At 59.1% G+C, this 21,344-nt stretch carries 20 protein-coding genes; 12 read left to right on the forward strand and 8 right to left on the reverse strand.

The genetic code is table 11. From position 1 onward, the window contains the following. Positions 1–13: 13 nt before the first annotated feature. Entirely contained in the window at positions 14–1,291 is a 1,278-nt protein-coding gene (locus B2M20_RS07105) for an O-acetylhomoserine aminocarboxypropyltransferase (RefSeq protein ID WP_079446374.1), read from the reverse strand. A gap of 497 nt (positions 1,292–1,788) precedes the next feature. Here B2M20_RS07105 and rplM point away from each other — a divergent pair, with 497 nt between their 5' ends. The 4 genes from rplM to tsaA all read left to right on the forward strand — a co-directional run bounded on the left by rplM (position 1,789) and on the right by tsaA (position 4,506). Next, positions 1,789–2,253, forward strand: a complete 465-nt coding sequence (rplM, locus tag B2M20_RS07110) for a 50S ribosomal protein L13 (RefSeq protein ID WP_079446375.1) — start codon at positions 1,789–1,791, stop codon at positions 2,251–2,253. 2 nt (positions 2,254–2,255) lie between these two features. Continuing rightward, entirely contained in the window at positions 2,256–2,732 is a 477-nt protein-coding gene (gene rpsI / locus B2M20_RS07115) for a 30S ribosomal protein S9 (RefSeq protein ID WP_079446376.1), read from the forward strand. Between the two features lie 138 nt (positions 2,733–2,870). Continuing rightward, positions 2,871–3,884 carry a lytic transglycosylase domain-containing protein gene (locus tag B2M20_RS07120; protein WP_079446377.1) on the forward strand — a complete coding sequence of 338 codons (1,014 nt, stop codon included), beginning with the start codon at positions 2,871–2,873 and terminating at the stop codon, positions 3,882–3,884. A 130-nt stretch (positions 3,885–4,014) separates the two neighbouring features. After that, entirely contained in the window at positions 4,015–4,506 is a 492-nt protein-coding gene (gene tsaA, locus B2M20_RS07125; protein ID WP_079446378.1) for a tRNA (N6-threonylcarbamoyladenosine(37)-N6)-methyltransferase TrmO, read from the forward strand. Between the two features lie 67 nt (positions 4,507–4,573). On the opposite strand, the gene B2M20_RS07130 is transcribed toward tsaA, so the two are convergent. From B2M20_RS07130 to B2M20_RS07140, 3 genes are all read right to left on the reverse strand, one after another. Continuing rightward, the gene (locus B2M20_RS07130; RefSeq protein WP_173815942.1) at positions 4,574–5,818 is read right to left on the reverse strand and encodes a GNAT family N-acetyltransferase; all 1,245 of its coding nucleotides are present in this window, start codon (positions 5,816–5,818) and stop codon (positions 4,574–4,576) included. A 157-nt stretch (positions 5,819–5,975) separates the two neighbouring features. Next, on the reverse strand, positions 5,976–6,728 hold the full coding sequence (locus tag B2M20_RS07135; protein ID WP_079446380.1) for a glycerophosphodiester phosphodiesterase family protein: 753 nt from the start codon (positions 6,726–6,728) through the stop codon (positions 5,976–5,978). 5 nt (positions 6,729–6,733) lie between these two features. Continuing rightward, entirely contained in the window at positions 6,734–7,201 is a 468-nt protein-coding gene (locus B2M20_RS07140) for a RidA family protein (protein ID WP_079446381.1), read from the reverse strand. A gap of 221 nt (positions 7,202–7,422) precedes the next feature. On the opposite strand from B2M20_RS07140, the gene B2M20_RS07145 reads away from it, so the two are divergent. Continuing rightward, the gene (locus B2M20_RS07145; RefSeq protein ID WP_079446382.1) at positions 7,423–8,310 is read left to right on the forward strand and encodes a cell envelope integrity EipB family protein; all 888 of its coding nucleotides are present in this window, start codon (positions 7,423–7,425) and stop codon (positions 8,308–8,310) included. 87 nt (positions 8,311–8,397) lie between these two features. Here the strand turns inward: B2M20_RS07145 and B2M20_RS07150 are convergent, their stop codons facing one another. Both B2M20_RS07150 and B2M20_RS07155 read right to left on the reverse strand, forming a co-directional pair. Continuing rightward, positions 8,398–9,690, reverse strand: coding sequence for a DNA polymerase IV (locus B2M20_RS07150; protein ID WP_079446383.1), 1,293 nt, complete (start codon positions 9,688–9,690; stop codon positions 8,398–8,400). Further along, positions 9,687–9,989 carry a DUF3572 domain-containing protein gene (locus B2M20_RS07155; RefSeq protein WP_079446384.1) on the reverse strand — a complete coding sequence of 101 codons (303 nt, stop codon included), beginning with the start codon at positions 9,987–9,989 and terminating at the stop codon, positions 9,687–9,689. The genes B2M20_RS07150 and B2M20_RS07155 overlap by 4 nt, the downstream gene beginning before the upstream one ends. 228 nt (positions 9,990–10,217) lie before the next feature. Between B2M20_RS07155 and B2M20_RS07160 the strand changes: the two genes are divergently transcribed. Both B2M20_RS07160 and B2M20_RS07165 read left to right on the forward strand, forming a co-directional pair. Beyond that, positions 10,218–10,583, forward strand: a complete 366-nt coding sequence (locus tag B2M20_RS07160; protein WP_011314701.1) for a response regulator — start codon at positions 10,218–10,220, stop codon at positions 10,581–10,583. Between the two features lie 10 nt (positions 10,584–10,593). Then, a complete protein-coding gene (locus B2M20_RS07165; protein WP_079446385.1) occupies positions 10,594–11,967 on the forward strand; it encodes a PleD family two-component system response regulator in 1,374 nt (457 codons plus the stop codon). A 309-nt stretch (positions 11,968–12,276) separates the two neighbouring features. Here the strand turns inward: B2M20_RS07165 and rpmG are convergent, their stop codons facing one another. Continuing rightward, a complete protein-coding gene (rpmG, locus tag B2M20_RS07170) occupies positions 12,277–12,444 on the reverse strand; it encodes a 50S ribosomal protein L33 (RefSeq protein WP_007603295.1) in 168 nt (55 codons plus the stop codon). 515 nt (positions 12,445–12,959) lie between these two features. Between rpmG and B2M20_RS07175 the strand changes: the two genes are divergently transcribed. The 4 genes from B2M20_RS07175 (at position 12,960) to B2M20_RS07190 (ending at position 19,648) form a co-directional block, all read left to right on the forward strand. Beyond that, on the forward strand, positions 12,960–14,369 hold the full coding sequence (locus B2M20_RS07175; RefSeq protein WP_079446386.1) for a TolC family outer membrane protein: 1,410 nt from the start codon (positions 12,960–12,962) through the stop codon (positions 14,367–14,369). A gap of 287 nt (positions 14,370–14,656) precedes the next feature. Beyond that, a complete protein-coding gene (locus tag B2M20_RS07180; protein WP_079446387.1) occupies positions 14,657–15,313 on the forward strand; it encodes a PopZ family protein in 657 nt (218 codons plus the stop codon). Positions 15,314–15,626: 313 nt separating this feature from the next. After that, positions 15,627–18,485 carry a valine--tRNA ligase gene (locus B2M20_RS07185; protein ID WP_079446388.1) on the forward strand — a complete coding sequence of 953 codons (2,859 nt, stop codon included), beginning with the start codon at positions 15,627–15,629 and terminating at the stop codon, positions 18,483–18,485. Further along, positions 18,482–19,648, forward strand: coding sequence for an MFS transporter (locus tag B2M20_RS07190; protein WP_079446389.1), 1,167 nt, complete (start codon positions 18,482–18,484; stop codon positions 19,646–19,648). The genes B2M20_RS07185 and B2M20_RS07190 overlap by 4 nt, the downstream gene beginning before the upstream one ends. Here B2M20_RS07190 and B2M20_RS07195 read toward each other — a convergent pair. Beyond that, complete coding sequence (locus B2M20_RS07195; RefSeq protein WP_079446390.1) at positions 19,629–20,252, reverse strand: DNA-3-methyladenine glycosylase; 624 nt, start codon at positions 20,250–20,252, stop codon at positions 19,629–19,631. The genes B2M20_RS07190 and B2M20_RS07195 overlap by 20 nt on opposite strands. Positions 20,253–20,378: 126 nt before the next feature. On the opposite strand from B2M20_RS07195, the gene lipA reads away from it, so the two are divergent. Continuing rightward, the gene (gene lipA / locus B2M20_RS07200) at positions 20,379–21,338 is read left to right on the forward strand and encodes a lipoyl synthase (RefSeq protein WP_079446419.1); all 960 of its coding nucleotides are present in this window, start codon (positions 20,379–20,381) and stop codon (positions 21,336–21,338) included. The last annotated feature ends 6 nt before the right edge of the window (positions 21,339–21,344 follow it).

Below are 21,344 nucleotides of genomic sequence, written 5' to 3' on the forward strand. Positions count from 1 at the left end.
CATATGCACTTCTTCACGCCATGGCCTGATCGAGGTCGGCCATCAGATCTTCTTTGTCCTCGATGCCGATTGACAGGCGAACGACATCGGGTCCGGCACCGGCTTTGGTCTTAGCCGCATCGTCGAGTTGGCTGTGCGTGGTCGATGACGGATGGATAACAAGCGATCGGGTATCGCCGATATTGGCAAGGTGCGAGAACAGCTTGAGTTTCGATACCAGATTGACGCCGGCGTCGTATCCGCCTTTCAGGCTGAACGTGAAGACCGCGCCCGCTCCCTTGGGCGAATACTTGCGGGCAAGGGTATTGTACTTGTCGCCGGGCAATCCAGCGTAGTTGACGGCCGCGACCGCAGGGTGGACGGCCAGCCATTCAGCGATCGCCTGCGTATTCTCGCAATGTTTCTGCATCCGTAACGGCAGCGTTTCGATACCCGTCAGGATCATGAATGCATTAAACGGCGAAAGCGCCGAGCCGAGATCGCGCAGGCCAAGCGCACGGCAAGCAATCGCGAATGCGAAATTTCCGAATGTCTCCTGTATCCGGATTCCATGATACTCCGGACGCGGTTCGCTCAGCATTGGAAACTTGTTGTCCTTCGACCAGTCGAATGTACCTGCATCGACGATGATGCCGCCAAGCGAGTTGCCATGGCCGCCGAGGAATTTTGTGAGCGAATGAACCACGATATCGGCGCCGTGTTCGATCGGCCGGATCAGGTATGGGCTCGCCATCGTATTGTCGACGATCAGGGGGACACCGGCCTTGCGTGCCACGGTGGCGACGGCTTCGATATCGGTGATTGAGCCCCGCGGATTGGCGATGGATTCGATGAAGATCGCCCGTGTTCGCGGCGTGACCGCTTGTTCAAAAGTCTCGACGTCGTCCGGATCGGCCCACGCCACGTTCCAGCCAAAGCTCTTGAATGCATGCGTGAACTGATTGATCGTCCCGCCATAGAGCTTGCGCGCCGCGATGACCTCATCACCGGGCTTCATGAGTTGCTGAAGCGTGATGACCTGCGCGGCGTGTCCCGAGGCTACCGCGAGCGCTGCAGTGCCGCCTTCGAGCGCGGCGACTCGCTCTTCCAGCACTGCGTTGGTCGGATTGCCGATGCGGGTATAGATGTTGCCGAATGCCTGCAATCCGAACAGCGAGGCCGCGTGCTCGGCATCGTTGAACACGAACGAGGTGGTCTGATAGATCGGCGTCGCGCGTGCGCCGGTGGTCGGATCAGGCTGAGCGCCGGCATGGACAGCAAGCGTTGCAAAGCCTGGGATGCGATCGGTCATCTCGTGTCCTGTGTACTCGGTCGAATGTGACACGGTGGATGCTGATGGGATCGCGGGTCGCCGTCAAGGCGCTGCCTCAAGCGTCGGCTTTTTCCGCGCGTCGCGACGGTGGCCGCGATGCTTTAAACCAAAATCACGTGCTCACGCCGAGCCGCTCCTTGTTGAAAGTCCCGCGGATATGCTGTCGTCGGAGGCATCGTGACTCATCTGGTGGTCCAGAACAGATCATGAGGTTTTGCGTTAGCTCCAACTCGGCAAGCTAGTGGTCGGGAAGGGAACGCTATTCTGGCACGTCGCCCGATCCAACCACATGCGACATCTACCTATTCTCTTCCGAACACTTGGAAATTTCACAGGTAATATAGAACCGTTTTCATAAGTATATGATTATTATATAGAAATACCTTATTAGGGGCGTTGACTAGAGATGGTCGCTTCTCTAGAATCCCAATGGTTCGGTGCGTGGGCGCCGAGGTTTCTTTTCACGGATCTCTCACATGAAAACGTTCTCGGCTAAGCCCGCCGAAGTGACGAAGAAATGGGTGCTGATCGACGCCAGCGGACTGGTGGTCGGACGGCTCGCCACACTCGTTGCGATGCGGCTGCGTGGTAAGCATCTGCCGATCTATACGCCGCATGTCGATTGCGGCGACAATGTCATCATCATCAATGCCGCCAAGGTGGTTCTCACCGGCCGCAAGCGTGACAACAAGGTCTATTACAATCACACCGGATATATTGGCGGCATCAAGCAGCGCACTGCGAAGTCGATCCTCGAGGGTCGCTTCCCGGAGCGCGTCATCGAGAAGGCCATTGAACGTATGATCCCGCGTGGACCGCTGGGACGCGTGCAGCTTGGCAATCTCCGTGTCTACGCCGGCGCGGAGCATCCGCATGAGGCCCAGCAGCCGGAAGTCGTCGATATCGGCGCAATGAACCGCAAGAACAAGAGGGCCGCATAATTATGTCCGATACCATGCAGTCTCTCGATCAGTTGTCGTCGCTGAAGTCGGCCGAGTCGGAAGCGCCGAAGCACACCAAGAAAGTCGATAAGTACGGCCGTGCTTACGCCACCGGCAAGCGCAAGGACGCGGTTGCCCGCGTCTGGATCAAGCCGGGCGCCGGAAAAATTCTCGTCAACGCCCGAGAGGTCGACATTTACTTCGCGCGTCCTGTGCTGCGAATGATGATTCAGCAGCCGCTTGTTGCCGCCGCGCGCGCCGGTCAATATGACGTGGTCTGCACCGTCGCCGGCGGCGGCCTGTCTGGTCAAGCGGGAGCTGTCCGTCACGGTTTGTCCAAGGCATTGACAAACTTCGAGCCCGAATTGCGTAGCGTACTCAAGAAGGGTGGCTTCCTGACCCGCGATTCCCGCGTGGTTGAGCGCAAGAAGTACGGCAAGGCGAAAGCCCGCCGCTCATTCCAGTTCTCGAAACGCTAAAGGCGCAATTGGATCGTTCATGGCATTCGCTGCTGCTTGGTGGCAGCGAATGCCGGTTCTCGGAATCCAACGCGATGATCCCTTCCGGGGCCGGAGAGGGTATATCGGGCTCCTCAAGAAGCCTGTTATGCTTGCGGGATGAAGCTGGCTTCGTCGCCGTCTGGGAAGAGAATCGGCGTGGTTCCACGTCTGCTGGTTCTCGCGCGATGCGCATTCGCCATCACGCTGCTGGTGCCAAGTGCCCTAGCGCAGGTCGGCGCGGAGACAGCGGCTGATCCCGGACCTGCCGTCAAGGCCGACAAGACAAATCAAGACAAAACCGACAAGACCGATAAGGCAGATCAAGACACGCGCGAATCGATCTGTCTGATGGTCGAGTCGGCGGCGAAGGCCGAGAGCTTGCCGCTGGAATTTTTCGCGCGCGTGATCTGGCAAGAAAGCCGGTTTCAGCCCGACGCGGTGGGACCGTTGACGCGCAGCGGTCAGCACGCCCAGGGCATTGCGCAGTTTATGCCGGGGACGGCAAATGAGCGACGGCTGCTCGATCCGTTCGATCCGGTACAGGCTCTGCCGAAATCAGCCGAATACCTGAACGAGTTGCGCGGGCAGTTCGGCAATCTGGGATTGGCGGCCGCAGCCTATAATGCCGGACCGCGCCGGGTGCAGGACTGGCTTGACGGCAAGGGGGGCATGCCGGCGGAGACGCGCAACTACGTTGTCGCGATCACGGGATCGCCGGTTGAGGACTGGGCTGCCGCCGGTAGGAGCGGCACGCTACCAGCGCAGCCATCGACGACGAGTTGCCGTGAGTTGATGGCGTTGTTGACGCGCGCGCCCAATCCTTTCGTTTCGGAGCTTGAACAGCATGTGAAGCTCGGTGCCGACAAGTTATGGGGCGTACAACTCGCAGCCGGCTTCAGCCGCGTCCGCGCCATGGCCATGTACGCACGAGCCATCCGGCGGCTTGGCGCCGTGATCGGCGACCGCGATCCGAGTCTTTTGGGTTCGATATGGCGCAGCCGCGGTACCCGGACATTCTATCAGGTGCGGATCGGGGCCGATACCCGCCCGGAAGCCGATGGTCTATGCAAACAGATTCGGCGTGCTGGCGGCGCCTGCCTCGTGCTGCGAAACCCGCACGTGAAAGGTTAAACCCGGCATCCACGGCGGTGCGCGACGCCGTTCGGCACGCGCCCCCTGCGTCATCAGGGCGAGATTGGTTATACTTGGCGGTGAATAACGATCGGGATCGTGATATCAGGGATGCGAGGAGCTAACGGCGATGGTGCGAGAAAGCGAAGTCAGGGCAGGAGAGGTCGTCGTCGAGCTACCGCCGCCGACGGACGCCGGCCTGGTGTTCATTGGCCGTATTCGTACGCCGTGGACATCCCGTCTGAAGACCCCGCGTCAAGGGCGTGAAGACGGCCCGGTTTGCCGTCTCGAGATTTTTGATCCCTGGAAGCCTGCATTGCAGGGGCTCGAGAAGTACGAGAGCATCGAGGTGATTTACTGGCTGCACCTGTCGCGCCGCGACATCGTGCTACAGACCCCAAAAAGCAGTGGCGCAACCCACGGTACGTTTTCGTTACGATCCCCGGTGCGTCCCAATCCGCTGGGAACGTCGCTGGTCAAGCTGGTCGGTATCGAGGGATCAACCGTGCTGGTGCGCGGACTGGATTGTCTCGACGAAACGCCGCTGATCGACATCAAGCCGAACCGCTGCCAATTCACGCCGATTGCTCCGCCGCAGGATGGCGATTTCGAAACCGGCTGACGGTTCAGTTCTCCCGCACGCCGGGATCAGAGCTTGTCATGACTTCCCGATGCCTGTGCTCAGGAGGTCATGAGATGCCATCGTCGCCGGTCTTGCGAAATGGGCCGGCCTCCGTAAGTTCGCTGGCCGCTGCGGCGACATACTGACGTTCGCGATTGAGGTAGTCACCCACCGCGCGGCGCAGCCCCGGATCGGCAATATAGTGCGCCGAGTAGGTGGTCTGCGGAAGATAACCGCGCGCGATCTTATGCTCGCCTTGAGCGCCAGCCTCTACGGTTTTCAAGCGACGATGGATGGCAAAATCGATCGCCTGATAATAACAGACCTCGAAATGCAGAAAAGGATGATGCTCGATGGCGCCCCAGTGTCGTCCAAACAGCGTGTCCGAGCCGATGAAGTTGATGGCGCCCGCGATCCAGCGGCCGTTACGCCGGGCCATGATCAGAGCGATATCCCGGCCCATGTTTTCCCCGATCAGGGAGTAGAACGGCCGGGTCAAATAGGGCCGGCCCCACTTGCGCGATCCCGTTTCCATATAGAATTGAAAGAAAGCGTCCCAGATTTCCTCTGTGAGATCGCTGCCGGTGAGGACGTGGATGGTGATGCCGTTGGCCAGCGCATCGCGACGTTCACGGCGGATCGCCTTGCGGTGTCGCGAGTTGAGGCTGGCGAGGAAATCCTCGAAACTGGAATAGCCGTTATTCTGCCAATGAAACTGCTGGTCGGTACGCTGGAGGAATCCGTTCTCTGCGAGGAACGTCCATTCTTCCTTGCGGGCAAAAGTGACGTGGACCGACGACGTGCGGGTCGCGTCACACAAGCCGACGAGGCCACCGGCCAGCGCGGCGCAGACGGCCGCTTGGTCGCTGCCGGGGCAGATCAGAAGCCGCGGACCGGTAGCCGGCGTAAACGGAACCGAAGCCAGAAGCTTGGGATAATAGCGCCCCCCGGCGCTTTCGTAGGCATTTGCCCAGCCGTGATCGAAGACATATTCACCCTGCGAGTGTGACTTCAAATAGCAGGGAACGAGACCTACGATTGCTCCATTTTGGCGCGCAATCAAATGGCGCGGCCCCCAACCGGTTCGGGAGCAAGCCGAGTTGGATTCTTCAAGAGCTAAGAAAAAGGCATGCGAAACAAATGGATTGTATGTTTCTTTTGAACTTGAAAATGAATTTTGAGGTGGCGCTGAGATCGCACCGCCGGGCGCTCCGCTAGGAGCGACCGCCGGATTGGCGCAAGCATCCCAGTCGCCAGCCGGAATTTCGCTGACGGATCCAACGGCTGCGAGCGATATTTCGGATGACGACATCAGGGGTTGAACTGGTCCTATAGTGTTTCCGAGCGAAGAAGCAGACGCCGGATTATCGCGAAAAAATTTGTCAAATCAAACCTATGGAGACACCTTTGATTCCATCACACGACATCAGAGGTTGGACGCGATGTAGACGAGAACAAGGGTCGCCGGATCATGTGTTCGGGTGGAAACCCTCGAAGATCATCTGATCGGCGTGTCTTGCGGCACGAGCGCGCTGTTCCGCAGTGCGCACCGTCCACGTCAGCAAGGGACATCTGAAAATGTTTCTTGCAATCCAAGGTGCCAGAGCTGGAAGTTCGTTCACGTTGTAAGCCACAAAATGCGGTTGGGTGCGAAAGGCATGACGCAGATGGGTCATCGCGGCGCGCTGGAGCGAGGTAGTCTTCGGCCAGTCGGTCTTCGTGTAATGGCGTTCGGCGACGATACCGCGCGGGCGCGACGGCATCAATTCGCGCATCGCCATGACCTGATCCGGGTCGAAAGACATACCGGCTGCCGGCCCGTCATAGCCGGACAGCACCTCCGCCATGCGTCGCACCAGCCGCGTGCTGCTATCGAAATGACTTTTGACCTCGATCACCAGCGGCACATGGCCGCCGACCATCGCGCAGAGTTCCGCGAGCGACATCATTCTTTCTGACGTGTGCTTGAAAACGACCCGCTTGAGTTCGGCCACGGTCTGGGTCTGCAAGGCTCCCGATCCCTCGGTCAGTCGGCCAAGTTCATCGTCATGGTGGACCATGGCCTCGCCGTCGGCGGTAAGCTGGATATCCACCTCGATGCTGAAGTTTCCGGCGATGGCCGCCCGGATCGCCTCAGGCATGTTCTCCACGATGCCACGCGCATGGTCATGCAGGCCGCGGTGGGCGATCGGGCGTGCTGTCAGCCAGTCGGGTGCGCGCATCAGAGTCAGGCGACTTCGAACAGACCTTCGATTTCGACCGCCGCATCTGCGGGAAGGGAGGCGACGCCGACGGTGCTGCGTGAATGGCGGCCCTTGTCGCCAAACGCTGCAACCATCAGATCCGATGCGCCATTCAACACCTTGGGTCCATCGAGAAAATCGGGAGCGGAGTTGACGAAGCCGCCCAGTCTGACGACGCGGACAACCTTATCGAGATCGCCGAGCGCGGCTTTGACTTGCGCCAGCAGATTGAGGGCGCAGCCGCGCGCAGCGGCGTTGCCTTCTTCAACGGTAACGCCTGCGCCCAGCTTGCCCTTCGCGATCAAGTTGCCGTCGGAATCGAGGCAGAGCTGTCCGGATACGAACAGCAGGTTACCGGTACGGACAAAGCCGACGTAATTCGCCACGGGCGATGCTGGTTCATGCAGGGTGATGCCCTGCGCGGCCAACTTCTGCTCAATCACTCCCGCCATGTCAGACCCCCCAGTAATGGATGTTCCACTCAAAATCCGTTGAGGAGCCTATCTCGCCTATCGTCGTACGACATGCAAGCCAATGCCGAGTTCGGGCAAGTATCTGACGGGCGATCAAACTTTCGGGATAGGCCGCAAAATCGCAGTGTGCGGCCGTACCTCCCCAGTTGCAGCGCAATGGAGCGGTGACTATGGTCGGATTTGGTCCATCGAGAGACGATATGCGCCATCATTTCCATCGCTCCGCCTTGTGGCTTTGGTCAGGGTTTCTGGCGGCGACCGTAGCCGCTGCCTTCCTGCCGACATCTGGTGATGCCGCGCACGCCGCTGCCGGCGTTCCGTTTTTATCCCACCAGGCTCTGTATAATTTGAGCCTGGCGAAGTCTCGTGGCAGCACGTCCCTGGACAGCGCCCGCGGACGAATCCTTTACAAGTTTTCCGGAAGCACTTGCGAGGGCTATACGTCTGATTTCAGGCAAGTTTCAGAAATGGACAACGGCGAAGGTAAAACCACGCTGAGCGATATGCAGTCCACGAGCTGGGAGGACGCGGAGGGAAGGACTTACCGTTTCAAGATCATGACTCGCATGAACGATGACGATCAGAGCGAGGTTGACGGAGTCGCTGAGCGCACCGGTGACAAGATTACCGTGAAACTGAAACGGCCGTCGACCAAAACGTTCACCGTCGACGGCAAGGCGGTGTTTCCGACCGAACAGATCCAGCGGATCATCGCGGCTGCAAAAGAAGGAAAGTCGATGCTCGAGCTAACCGTGTATGACGGAGCCGACAACGGTGAGAAAGTCTACAACACTTTTTCGGTTATCGGAAAGCCCATACGGGGGGAAGCGACGAGATCGTCGCCCGATCCATCGACCACCCATAGTCAGATGAAGACCCTGACGCGATGGCCCGTCACTGTCAGCTACTACGAACGCGACGCTGCACGTACCGGCGGTGAACAGATCCCGAATTACTCCATGTCTTTCGAGCTGTTCGAGGATGGCGTGTCGCGGGCGTTGGTGCTCGACTACAATGATTTCGTGATTTCCGGGACGATGGATAAATTCGACGTCAGCGATGTCAGGAGTGCCAGGCCCTGCAAGTGATGTCAGGCAAAAGATATTCACGGATGCTCCCGAACGATGGCTTCCGGGTATTTTGGGAATATGAGCCAGTCTTTTACTGACGTTGTCTTATTGCTGACGTGGTTTTTCGGGTCCTTCATAGGCCAGGCCGCGGATTACGGCCGCGCTCCCGAACTTCTTGCGAAGGTCATCCATTGCCCGCTCAGCATGAGCTGAGCGAAGATCCAGCATATCGGCCACGTTAGCTTGCGATTCCGCCCGGAGCGCGCTGACGCCTATTCCCATCAGGCGGAAAGCTGTGCCATCGATTTCCTTCGTCAGCATTTCTCGGCACATTGCGAAAATCTTTACCGCAAGCTGCGTCGAAACGGGGATTGATTGCGAACGGGTCCGTTGCCGGAAATCGGCGGTCTTGAGTTTCAGCGTGATGGTCGATCCCGCTAGCTCACTTGCCTTCAGTCGCGAGGAGACCTTCTCCGACAGCCGCCAGAGGAACCGTTCGAGCGTGGCGAAATCGCGGATGTTGGACTCGAACGTTGTTTCGCTCGAGATGGTCTTGGCGCCGCGATCTGCGATCACCCGCCGGTCGTCGATGCCCCGTGCCAGCCGCCACAATTGGCGACCCTCGGCCGGAAACTGCTTCATCATTTCCATTTCGTTGGCACGCTGCAGATCGCCGATTGTCCGAAAGCCGCGTTCCGACAGACGCTCCTGGGTGGCCGGACCGACGCCGAACATGAAACTTACAGGTTTGTCCGCGAGCATAATGCACGCTTCGTCCTGATCGAGCGCCGTGAATCCGCGGGGCTTATCGAGGTCAGAGGCGATCTTAGCGAGGAACTTATTGCACGACAGTCCGACCGATACCGTGATGCCGAGTTCGCGCTCGACGTCAGTTGCAAATTTCGCCAGCACCTTGGCTGGAATCATGCCGTGAACACGCCGGGTGCCGCTCAGGTCGAGAAAGGCTTCGTCGATCGACAGCGGCTCTACCAGCGGCGTCAGCGCCTGCATGGTGGTGCGCACCTCACGACCGACCCGCACATACTTCGCCATGTCGGGCGGAACCACGGTCGCAAAGGGGCAAAGCGCAAGGGCCTTGAACATCGGCATTGCAGAATGCACGCCATACGTCCGAGCAGTATAGCAGGCGGCCAGAACCACGCCGCGCCGACCACCGCCTACGATTACGGGTTTGTCTGCTAAGGCCGGGTTGTCCCGCTTTTCGACCGTTGCGTAGAACGCGTCGCAATCGATGTGGGCGAGGGCCAGTGCCGGTAGCGTCCGATGTCGCACCAGCCGGGGTGAGCCACACGCGCTGCAACGGGGCGCCGTAAAGCTGAGGTCATCAAGACAATCGCGGCAAAAGCATAAGGGACCATCCGACGGACCTGCGGTCACGGGACGTCGCGTTTCTGAAAGGATTCGCTGAGCGCCAGCCGGGCGGCTGCGATAGTGGTGGGATGATGTCCGGAAAACTCCGAAAATGCCTCCACGGTTGCGTCATCGCGCAGCATGAAATCGAGCACGCCGGTGAGGAAGTGCGGATCGGAGGCAGAGCTGCGCAGAGTTTGAGGACCAATTCCGGTCTCGGCTAGAAATCGGCCTAAAATTTCGGCGTCGGCCGCGACAAACGAAAGGGCCTGAATTGCTACCAATTCAGCTGCTTCGCGCGGGTTTTGCACACGCTTTGTCGTCACGACCGTTTGCCTTTCCGTAACCTATCAATTCTACTTTGGAACCAGCATGACCGAGTCCCGAAACCTTCAAACAAGTGCTAATCCGCTCGCATAAAGATCGTCTTACGTCTTAACAGCTTAGAGCGAATTCTAGTGCAAATCTAACTCCAGTTAGCGGATAAGTATTGCTGTGCCGGCATGTTTTCGCTCACCAGCGTGGATGAGCACCGAGTCGACTGGAGGGCCAGGGTGGCCAAGACGGTCCTGATTGTGGAAGACAACGAGCTTAACATGAAGCTCTTTCGCGATCTGTTGGAGGCTCATGGTTACCACACGTCCGGGACCAGCAACGGTTTCGAGGCGCTCGATCTGGTTCGCAAACTTCGTCCCGATCTGGTCCTCATGGATATTCAGTTGCCGCAGGTGTCCGGTCTCGATGTCACGCGCTGGATCAAAGACGATCCTGAACTGCGCGCGATCCCCGTTGTTGCTGTGACAGCATTTGCAATGAAAGGCGACGAGGAACGTATCCGCGAGGGCGGCTGCGAGGCTTACCTGTCGAAGCCGATTTCGGTTGGCAAGTTCATCGAGACCGTCCGCCGGTTCGTGGGTTGAGGAGATAAGAGTGTCTGCGCGTGTTCTGGTCGTCGACGACATCCCCGCCAACGTCCGGCTCCTTGAAGCACGATTGTCGGCGGAATATTTCGACGTCATAACCGCTTCTAATGGCGCGCAAGCACTGGAGACCTGCGCCCGTGCCGAGTACGACATCATTCTCCTCGACGTGATGATGCCTGACATGGACGGTTTTGAGGTCTGCCGTCGGCTGAAGGCAAACCCCGCAACCCATTTTATTCCGGTGGTGATGGTGACGGCGTTGGACAGTCCGTCCGACCGCGTGCGCGGCCTCGAAGCCGGCGCCGATGACTTCCTGACAAAGCCGGTATCGGATGTGATTTTGACCGCAAGGGTCCGTTCGTTGACGCGCCTGAAGATGATGACCGACGAACTGCGCATGAGGGCCGTGACCTCGCTCGAAATCGGCGTGCAGGCGCCGGAGCGTGAGGCGGTTGGTGATAGCGGGAAGGGCGGGCGTATCCTGTTGGTCGACGACCGCCCCTCGTCGTACGAGCGGTTGGCATCGATGCTGAGCGCCGAACACACCGTTGATATTGAAACCGAACCCTCCGAAGCGCTGTTTCGTGCCGCAGAAAGCAATTACGATCTCCTTATCGTCTCGCTCGGGCTGGAAAATTTCGACGGTTTGCGGTTGTGCAGTCAAGCGCGCTCGCTGGAGCGGACGCGACACGTTCCGATTCTGGCTGTTGCTGATGCCGACGGCAACGGACGATTGCTGCGTGGTCTTGAGATTGGCATCAATGATTATTTGATGCGGCCGATCGACAAGAATGAGTTACTTGCCCGCGCGCGCACGCAAGTTCGCCGCCGCCGCTACACCGGTCACCTGCGTGACAGCATGCAGAGTTCGATCGAAATGGCTGTCACGGACGGACTGACCGGGCTGCACAACCGACGTTACATGGAAAGCCATCTGGCGACGCTGGCCGAGCAGGCCTCGCTGCGGGGCAAGTCATTAGCGCTCATGATGCTCGATATAGATTACTTCAAGTCGATCAATGATAGCTACGGTCATGATGCCGGTGACGATGTTCTGCGAGAGTTCGCGCTGCGAATCCGCAAAACCATTCGAGGCATCGATCTCGCCTGCCGTTACGGCGGAGAGGAGTTCGTGGTCGTGATGCCGGAGGCCGATCTGCATGTCGCGAGCATGGTGGCCGAACGTCTGCGCCGCGCGATTGCTGGCGAACCGTTTTCCGTCCACAAGGGGATGAAGCGGATCAAGGTGACCATCTCAATCGGACTATCAACCCTGGAGCGGAAGGGGGAGCCTGTCTCTGACGTTCTCAAGCGCGCCGATGTCGCGCTTTACCGCGCCAAGCATGACGGCCGAAACCGCGTCGTGGCGGAGGCGGCGTAGTCATTATATCAATGCGATTTTGATCCCGCGTGTGGTGCATCGTCGAACCAACGATCGGTCGCAGCTTTCTTCTCCGGCACTATGAAATGCGTCTTGGCCATCGGTCGCGACCCGCGCGACGGTGACGAGGCACGATGTGCGCGGCGCCCTTTTTGAAGGTGACGAGCGTATGGGCGGGGGCGTGGCGCTCGGCTGAGCCCCGGTGGCAGCAACGCCAGCCGTGACGCCGAAGGTGGCATCAAGCCAATGCAAAACGGAGCCCGAAAGCTCCGCTCAATTCACCGCCGATGAAGCGATCTTACGTGATCGTCACTTGATCTTGGCTTCGCGGAATTCGACGTGTTTGCGCGCGACCGGATCGTATTTTTTCTTGACCAGCTTGTCGGTCATGGTGCGCGAATTCTTTTTAGCTACGTAATAGAAGCCTGTGTCAGCACTGGAAACCAGCTTGACCTTGATGGTGACCGCCTTGGCCATGTGCAAACCCTTGATGTCGGGAAACGGAAAAGCCGGCCCGCATCAGGCCTGCATTTGGCCGGCAAACTAGACTCGAAACATCGAAAGTCAAGGATTTCGAGGCTGGTAACGTAAAAATCAGTCCACGACGGGCACACTCGCTCCCCGAGGGCAGGTGTTACGGTTTTCAAAGCCGTCCTGCGTGAGTCCATTACATTTAAGCTCTTCAATCGGTGTCATAGGTATTGTCAGTTTTTGTGTATTTCTCGGATTTTGTTCATTTAATTCTATGAAAGGCAGGAGAATTGAAGATATGAGCTTCAACTGCGGCTGGTTCGGCTCTTCAAGATAATCGGAAGTGTCAAGTGTGGCTCCAACGCCCCAGACGTAGAGTTTCCGCTGAAACGGCCCCAAAGGGGTTTCCTTAGTACCCCGACGACGAATATGTTTCGCACGGGGACAAGCGACTTGAGGGGATGATCCGGCGTGGAGGCTCCGCCTTAACGTCTGATAAGATGAAGAATGGAACTTCGCGGATGGGTGGTGTGAGACTGGTGGCCGGAGCTGCTGTGTTGGCTCTTGCGACCGTGTGGCCGGGGGTGGCGACACGGGTTTTCGCGGATACCATCGAGTCCGCACTAGTGCGAGCCTATCAGAGCAATCCTCAACTCAACGCTCAGCGCGCCTCGGTTCGCGTTACCGATGAGAGCGTGCCCCAAGCCCTGTCGGGCTATCGGCCCAAAGTCGCCGTAACCACGAGCGGCGGCTTTCAACATACCGACATTACCTTTAGCCAAGGTCTGCCGGGTCAGGGAAATGTACTGGGGAGGATCAAGGGTAATCAGACACCATTCGCTGTCGGCGCCACGGCTTCACAGACGCTATTCGACGGTTTCCAGACTGCAAATAGAACCCGTGCTGCGGAAGGACAGGTTTCGGCCGCGCGCGAGGGATTAAGGGTTCTCGAGCAGACCGTACTACTCGCTGCCGCAACCATCTATATGGACTATCTGCGGGATTCCGCCATTGTGGAAGTTCAGCGCAGCAATGTCCGCGTGCTTGAGGAGACGCTGAAGCAGACGCGTGATCGTTTTAATGTCGGCGAGGTGACCCGCACCGACGTGGCGCAATCGGAAGCGCAACTCGCCTCCGGTCGCACCCAGCTTATGGCCGCTGAATCCACCCTCACGACCACGCGCGCGAATTTTCAGCGCATCATCGGCAACGAACCGGGGCAATTGGCACCGGGGTCGCCGGTCGATCGCTTCCTGCCTCCAACGCTCGCAGGTGCCGTGGATCTCGGCCTTATCCAAAATCCCAATGTGACCGCAGCGATGTATGGCATCGACGTCAGTCACTTGCTGGTCAAGGTTGCGGAGGGGGCGCTGTTCCCGAGCGTGATCCTTCAGGCCAATGTGCAACAGGGCCAAAACCAGCAGCTCACGGTGCCGAAACAGCTCCTAGCATCTGCGATCGCACAGGTATCGGTGCCGATCTATCAGGGTGGCGCTGAATATTCGCTGATCCGCCAGTCCAAGGAAACGCTGGCGCAACAACGTCTCACCCTCGAGTTGGTCCGCACCCAGGCACGCGCCAGCGTAGTGCAGGCGTGGGGCCAGCTCGTCGCGACCAAATTGCAGGTGAAGTCGGCGCAGGCACAGGTTGAGGCATCCGAGATTGCGGTCAACGGCATCCGCGAAGAGGCCAAGGCCGGGCAACGGACCACGTTCGACGTGTTGGTCGCGCAACAGACGCTCGTCAGCGCGCGCGTTGCGCTGGTGACTGCTCAACACGATCGCGTGGTTGCCTCTTATGCGGTTTTGAATGCCGTTGGTCGGCTGTCGCCGCAGGTGCTTAAGCTAAACACCACGGTGTACGATCCGAGTGTCCACTACCATCAGGTTCGCGACAGTTGGGTGGGTATGCGTACGCCGGATGGACAGTGATCGCGCCGACGGCGGCCGCGTTCACAGTCCGTTGCTTGCAATCAGTTGTTGCCATGCCATACCTTGACGCAAGGGCATGAAGCGATTCGGGCGATAGTCGGCGTTTATCTATCGGTCTTGCCGCGGAAGTTCGCGCGGAGAATTGATATTGTCACCGGTTCACAACGCTTTCTCGGGGAACAAATCCGGTTGCGATCGAAATCGGCGGCCGCATCTGGAGCCGGAAAAATCCTTTTTCGCTTGAGGCCAATGCGCTGGCCAGGATCGTGACAGATGTGGAGTTGGACATGACGCAGCCTGCAAAGGTCCAAGAGCCCTCTATGGAGGAGATTCTGGCGTCGATCCGCCGCATTATAGCGGACGATGAGAAGCCCGCGGCGGCTGGAAAGACCGTCGTTGCTGACGCAGCTGTAGCAAAACCTGGATCTGTCAGTTCGGTCCCTAAGCCGGCACCTTCCGCAAACGCTGACGGCGCCAACAGCCAAGACGATATTGACGCGATGCTTGCGAACTTCGACGTCGCAACCGCCGAGGAGGAAGTCCGGCCCGCCCAGGCTGAGGAGGTGTTTGAACTGACGGATGAGATGGCCATGCCGAATGCAACGCAAGCCGCTTTTCAGAAGATCGAGCCTCAGGACGATTTGGAGTTCGCCGAGATTGCGCAGGTTCCGGCTATGCCGCCGGATCCAGCCACCGTGGCTCGACCGTCCAGTCTAAATGCCGCAGCAGCGGAAATTCTGTCGCATTCGACGGTTTCCGCCGTCGAAACGGCCTTCAGCTCGCTTGCCAGTACGGTGCTGACGAATAACGCCCGCACCCTTGAGGACCTCGTCAAGGAGATGCTGCGCCCGATGCTGAAGTCCTGGCTCGATGACAACCTGCCGGGGCTGGTGGAACGCATCGTCAAGGCTGAAATCGAGCGGGTCTCGCGCGGTCGTCCGTAATCCATTCCCGTAGCCGGGAAAGCCGCGGCCATTGGAGCGGGGAAAGTCCCGCCCTCCTGACGTCCTTGAGCTCACATCTGCGCTCCAGAGCATTTTCCGGCTAAGTGGAATCCGGTTAGCCGTAAGAAAATGCTCTCAATCAATAACTCGCGCGTATTCCGATCGCAAAACCGGTATCCACTTTTGCGGAATACGCGCTGAGGCCGGTTTATTCGGCGATCTTGTTGACTTGATACGCCCTGGAGGGCTTTTAGCGGTCAGAGGATATATTCCGTGAATTGACCTGAAACGCCCCGACGGTGATTGCATTGCCATGATCGAAAAAACCTACCAGCCCTCTGATATTGAAAATCGAATGTCCCGCGTTTGGGAAGAGGCCGGTGCATTCAAAGCCGGCCAGCCTGAACGCCGCGAGGCTGAGCCGTTCACGATCGTCATTCCGCCGCCGAACGTCACCGGCTCGTTGCACATGGGGCACGCGCTGAACAACACCTTACAGGACGTGCTGTGTCGCTTCGAGCGGATGCGTGGCCGCGACGTTTTATGGCAGCCAGGCACCGATCACGCCGGCATCGCGACTCAGATGGTGGTGGAGCGGCAGTTGGCGGAACGGAAGGAGCCCGGCCGCCGCGACATGGGCCGCGCCAGGTTTCTCGAGCGGGTTTGGCAGTGGAAGGCCGAGAGTGGCGGCGTTATCGTAAACCAGTTGAAACGGCTCGGTGCGTCCTGCGATTGGTCGCGTGAGCGTTTCACCATGGATGAAGGGCTGTCACGCGCGGTTGCCAAGGTTTTTGTCGAACTGCATCGCGCCGGCTTGATCTACAAGGATAAGCGGCTGGTTAATTGGGATCCGAAACTTCTCACCGCGATCTCCGATCTCGAGGTGAACCAGGTCGAGGTGAAGGGTAGCCTGTGGCATCTGCGCTATCCGGTCGAGGGTAAGAACTTTGATCCGAGTGATCCTTCAACCTATGTCGTCGTCGCCACCACACGGCCGGAGACGATGTTGGGCGATACTGCCGTCGCCGTGCATCCGGACAATGAGAAGCTCGAACACTTGATCGATTGCAACGTCGTGCTGCCTTTGGTCGGCAGGATCATTCCGGTCATCGGCGACGACTACGCCGATCCGGAGAAGGGCACGGGCGCCGTCAAAATTACTCCGGCCCACGATTTTAATGACTTCGAGGTCGGAAAGCGCCACCGCCTGCCGCAAATCAGTGTGCTCGATCGCGAAGGCCGGCTGACGCTATCCAACAACGAGGATTTTCTGCGCGGCCTTCCGGCTGGCGCGTTGATTCTGGCTGAAGAATTCGACGGCTTGGATCGTTTCGCCGCGCGCAAGGCGATCGTGGCGCGTCTCGAAGAGTTCGGTTTTCTCGACAAGATCGAGCCTCATGTGCACACAGTACCACACGGTGACCGCTCCGGCACCGTCATCGAACCGTATCTGACTGACCAATGGTACGTTGACGCCAAGGAACTGGCGCGGCCCGCGATGTCCGCCGTTCGTTCGGGCGAAACAACATTCGTGCCGAAGAACTGGGAGAAGACCTACTTCGAGTGGATGGAGAACATCCAGCCCTGGTGTATTTCGAGGCAGCTCTGGTGGGGTCATCAGATTCCGGCCTGGTATGGTCCGGACGGCAAGGTGTTTGTCGCAGAGACGGAGGAAGAAGCGATCGGCCATGCGCTCGGCTTTTACGTTGAGCAAGGTGTCATCACCGTCGAGCAAGGCGCCGAAATGGCGAGCGATCCGGCAAAGCGTGATGGCTTCATTACGCGAGACGAAGACGTGCTCGACACCTGGTTTTCTTCGGCGTTGTGGCCGTTCTCGACGCTCGGCTGGCCCGATGAGACGCCGGAGTTGAAACGTTACTATCCGACCAGCGTGCTCGTCACCGGGTTCGATATCATCTTCTTCTGGATTGCCCGAATGATGATGATGGGCATCTATTTCATGAAGGAGGCCCCGTTTGCGACCGTTTACATTCACGCGCTCGTTCGCGACGAGAAGGGCGCCAAGATGTCGAAGTCGAAGGGCAACGTCATTGATCCTCTGCATCTGGTCGATAAATACGGCGCGGATGCGCTGCGCTTCACGCTCGCCGCAATGGCGGTGCAGGGCCGCGATATCAAGTTGTCTCCGCAGAGGGTCGAAGGCTATCGCAATTTCGCGACCAAGCTTTGGAACGCGTGCCGATTCGCGGAGATGAACGATTGTGTCGTTCCTGCGCAGTTCGATCCGGCCGCCGCAACTGAAACGCTCAATCGATGGATTGTCCATGAGACTGCGCGCGCGACGTGCGAGGTCACCGAGGCCATTGAATCCTCTCGTTTCAATGACGCCGCCGGCACGATCTACCGCTTTGTCTGGAACGTCTACTGCGATTGGTATCTTGAACTCGCAAAGCCTGTAATTTTGGGCGAGGATGGCCCCGCCAAGTCTGAGACCCGCGCGATGGTCGCTTGGGCCCGCGATGAAATTTTGAAGCTTTTACATCCGTTCATGCCGTTCATCACAGAGGAGTTATGGACGGTAACTTCGGCGCGGAAGCAATTGCTGACCCTGACGGAGTGGCCAAACAAGGTAGATCTCACCCTCAAGCGGCGGACGCTGATCGCGGCCGCCGATCCCTTCGCTGGACCAGAGCCGGTGACCGATCTGTTGGAGCCCTATTTCCGCGACGATGCTGCCGAAGCCGAGATCGGTTGGGTGGTCGATCTCGTCACAGCCATTCGCTCGGTCCGTGCGGAGATGAACATTCCACCTGCAACCCTGGCGCCGCTGGTGCTCGCAGGCGCATCCGCCGAAAGCAGGGTGCGGGCGCAGCGCTGGAGTGATGTCATCAAGCGGATGTCCCGGCTTGCGGACATCTCATTCGCAGACCGGGCACCGGCAGGCGCCGTGCAATTGCTGATCCGCGGCGAAGTTGCCGCGCTGCCGTTAAAAGGCATCGTCGACGTCGCCGCCCAGCGCGCGCGTTTAGAGAAGGAAATCGCCAAGGCTGACGCCGACATCGATCGCGTGGGATCCAAGCTTGCAGATCAGAATTTCGTTGCGAACGCGCCCGAAGAAATCGTCGAGGACGAAAAAGAAAAGCGGGAAGCCGCAGTCGCACGCAAGGCAAAATTTGTCGAGGCTTTGGAGCGTTTGAAGGCCGCTGAGTGAGTGCTGCTCGGCCGTCATCACTGCGCCCTTTGAGTCTGCTATGGCTTGGGGGCGTAGGGTTGCGGCTCACGATCCTTGCCGTGCCGCCGGTACTGGCGCTTATCATTTCCGATCTTGCACTGTCAGGAACAGAGGTCGGGATTCTCAATGCCATTCCGGTGAGTTTGTTCGCGCTTGTCGCGGTACCCGGATCGCTGCTGATCGCGCGCGTTGGCGCTGTCAGGGCGCTGGTAGTCGGCCTCATGATTGCAGCGGTCGGATCGGCGCTACGCGGTTTTGCCGTCGGCGCAATGACTCTGTTCGCGGCGACAGCATTGATGGCGGCGGGCGTCGCTGTGATGCAACCGGCGTTTCCACCGCTGGTGCGGCAATGGGTCCCTCGCAGGATTGGCTTTGCCACAGCCGTCTACACCAACGGTTTGCTATGCGGCGAAATCTTTCCGGTCGTGCTCGCAGCGGTCGCCGTGCTCTTGCTGGGTGGTGGGTGGCGCGGGAGTCTCGAACTCTGGTCGATCGCGGCGGCAGTGATCGCACTAATCATCTTCGTTGCGCGGCCGGACGGCGAACATACATCCGCTCAGCACAGCCGCTGGATGCCGGACTGGCGAGATCCGCTGCTCTGGAAAGTCGGCCTCGTCGCCAGCGCAAACAACCAGCTCTATTTCTGCACTAACGCGTTTCTGCCGGGCCTGCTGCTGCAAACTGGTCATACTGAGTTGATTGGGCCTGCGCTATCGGCGCTTAACCTCGGGCAGTTGCCGGGGTCGGCCCTCCTTATGCTGATGGCGAGTCGCCTGGAGCGGAAAAGATGGCCGCTCATTCTTTGCGGCGTGCTCGGCCTGCTTTCTGTTCTCGGCGTCGCGACGAGTACAAGTCTCTGGGTGATCGTTGGCTCGGCGGCGCTGGTGGGCTTCACCTGCGCCGTGGGTCTGACTCTTGTGTTGACGTTACCGGTTCTGCTGGTCGCTCCCGATGACGTGCCTCACAACTCGGCCGGAATGTTCACCATCGGTTACGGGATCGCCATGCTGGTCTCCATCGTCGGCGGGATGGTCTGGGATATCACCGGCAATGCCGCCTTTGCGTTCGTGCCGATCGGTCTTGCCGTCGTACCGATGATCGTGCTGCCACTGGGGATTGATTTCAGAACCCAGCGTTCTTGAACGGCTTGCTAAGGAATTTCGATTCTTTCAGTCCGTATCGCCATGGCAGGTCGGCGGCTTTGGTAATGCCGATGCGCACGCCGGCGACGACGTCAACCTCGTCCGTGCGCTGAAAGACCGCAATCGGCGGCGCATCGAGCGGCAGCGCGTTATGCGCGATCGATATGCCGAGCGCCTGGCATAATTTGCCTGGCCCCGAACATAAGAGGCGCTCGTCATGCAGCCCGCGCCGGGTTCGCATCGCCGGAATGCCGTGGGTAGGTTGTAGCGCGCGGATCAGAACCGCGGCGGCAGAGCCATCCATTTCGCAGACGAAGTTCACGCACCAGTGGATGCCGTAAGAGCGATAGACATAGGCAAATCCAGGCGGGCCGAACATCACCATGTTCCGCGGCGTCGGTCCTCGATGGGAATGCGCGGCTGGCTCGGTGTGGTGATAGGCTTCCACCTCGACGATGATGCCCCCGATGCCTTCGACCAGCAGGGTCGCGCCGATCAGGTCGGGTGCTACGTCATGCACGCTGCGACTGAAAAACCCGCGTTTGATCGGCTTGCCGAGAGCAGGCGGCGTCAGACTGTCGGATGGGGAGGGATTTGGGGTCATTTTCCAAGGCAGGCGGGCGGTCGGGTCATAATGGGATATGTTACATATCTGACTGATCTGGCGAAGCGGGTTGCAGCCCTGCGTCGCGCAGATTACCTAAAGTCTCCTGCACAACCGGATCATTCCATGGTCGTCATCCTCGATACGGTTTCCGCCGACCCCGTCCGGCCGCGGCACCCGGAAAAGGTCAACCGGCCCGACGCGCTGTCGCCACCGAAGCCGGACTGGATCCGTGTGCGCGCGCCGAACACGCGCGGCTATTCGGACACGCGCCGAATCGTCAAGGAGAACGGTCTCGTCACGGTGTGCGAAGAGGCCGGCTGCCCGAACATCGGCGAGTGCTGGGACAAGAAGCACGCCACCTTCATGATCATGGGCGACACCTGCACCCGCGCCTGCGCCTTCTGCAACGTCAAGACGGGTATGCCGGTCGCGTTGCAGGCTTCGGAGCCCGAATATGTGGCCGAGGCGACGCGCAAACTTGGTCTGGCCCACGTTGTCGTCACATCTGTTGATCGCGACGATCTCGACGACGGCGGGGCAGGGCATTTTGCCGAGACAATTCACGCGATACGCGAGCGTTGCCCGACCACGACCGTCGAAATCCTGACGCCGGATTTCCTCCGCAAGAAGGGGGCGCTGGAAAGGGTCGTGGCGGCGAAGCCCGACGTCTTCAACCACAATCTCGAAACCGTGCCGTCGCGCTATCTCGCCGTTCGGCCCGGTGCGCGCTATTTTCACTCGATCCGCCTGCTGCAGCGAGTGAAGGAGATCGATCCGGCGATCTTCACCAAGTCAGGCATCATGGTTGGGCTTGGCGAGGAGCGTCATGAAGTCTTGCAGGTGATGGACGATCTGCGGTCGGCCGATGTCGACTTTCTCACCATCGGACAGTATCTGCAGCCGACCCGCAAGCATCACGCCGTGATGCGCTATGTCACGCCAGAGGAGTTTTCGAATTATGAGACCGTCGCCTACACCAAGGGCTTTCTGATGGTGTCGGCGAGTCCGCTGACTCGCTCGTCGCATCATGCGGGCGAGGATTTTGCAAAGCTGCGGGCCGCGCGCGCGAAGTTATTGCGGTAAGCGCTA

This window comes from Nitrobacter vulgaris (assembly GCF_002028545.1).
Lineage (GTDB): Bacteria > Pseudomonadota > Alphaproteobacteria > Rhizobiales > Xanthobacteraceae > Nitrobacter > Nitrobacter vulgaris.

Coding starts and splice junctions, on each gene's coding strand:
- B2M20_RS07105 (WP_079446374.1), bottom strand. CDS start 1,291: ATGACCGATCGCATCCCAGGCTTTGCAACGCTTGCTGTCCATGCCGGC.
- rplM (WP_079446375.1), top strand. CDS start 1,789: ATGAAAACGTTCTCGGCTAAGCCCGCCGAAGTGACGAAGAAATGGGTG.
- rpsI (WP_079446376.1), top strand. CDS start 2,256: ATGTCCGATACCATGCAGTCTCTCGATCAGTTGTCGTCGCTGAAGTCG.
- B2M20_RS07120 (WP_079446377.1), top strand. CDS start 2,871: ATGAAGCTGGCTTCGTCGCCGTCTGGGAAGAGAATCGGCGTGGTTCCA.
- tsaA (WP_079446378.1), top strand. CDS start 4,015: ATGGTGCGAGAAAGCGAAGTCAGGGCAGGAGAGGTCGTCGTCGAGCTA.
- B2M20_RS07130 (WP_173815942.1), bottom strand. CDS start 5,818: ATGTCGTCATCCGAAATATCGCTCGCAGCCGTTGGATCCGTCAGCGAA.
- B2M20_RS07135 (WP_079446380.1), bottom strand. CDS start 6,728: ATGCGCGCACCCGACTGGCTGACAGCACGCCCGATCGCCCACCGCGGC.
- B2M20_RS07140 (WP_079446381.1), bottom strand. CDS start 7,201: ATGGCGGGAGTGATTGAGCAGAAGTTGGCCGCGCAGGGCATCACCCTG.
- B2M20_RS07145 (WP_079446382.1), top strand. CDS start 7,423: ATGCGCCATCATTTCCATCGCTCCGCCTTGTGGCTTTGGTCAGGGTTT.
- rpmG (WP_007603295.1), bottom strand. CDS start 12,444: ATGGCCAAGGCGGTCACCATCAAGGTCAAGCTGGTTTCCAGTGCTGAC.
- B2M20_RS07175 (WP_079446386.1), top strand. CDS start 12,960: ATGGGTGGTGTGAGACTGGTGGCCGGAGCTGCTGTGTTGGCTCTTGCG.
- B2M20_RS07180 (WP_079446387.1), top strand. CDS start 14,657: ATGACGCAGCCTGCAAAGGTCCAAGAGCCCTCTATGGAGGAGATTCTG.
- B2M20_RS07185 (WP_079446388.1), top strand. CDS start 15,627: ATGATCGAAAAAACCTACCAGCCCTCTGATATTGAAAATCGAATGTCC.
- B2M20_RS07195 (WP_079446390.1), bottom strand. CDS start 20,252: ATGACCCCAAATCCCTCCCCATCCGACAGTCTGACGCCGCCTGCTCTC.
- lipA (WP_079446419.1), top strand. CDS start 20,379: ATGGTCGTCATCCTCGATACGGTTTCCGCCGACCCCGTCCGGCCGCGG.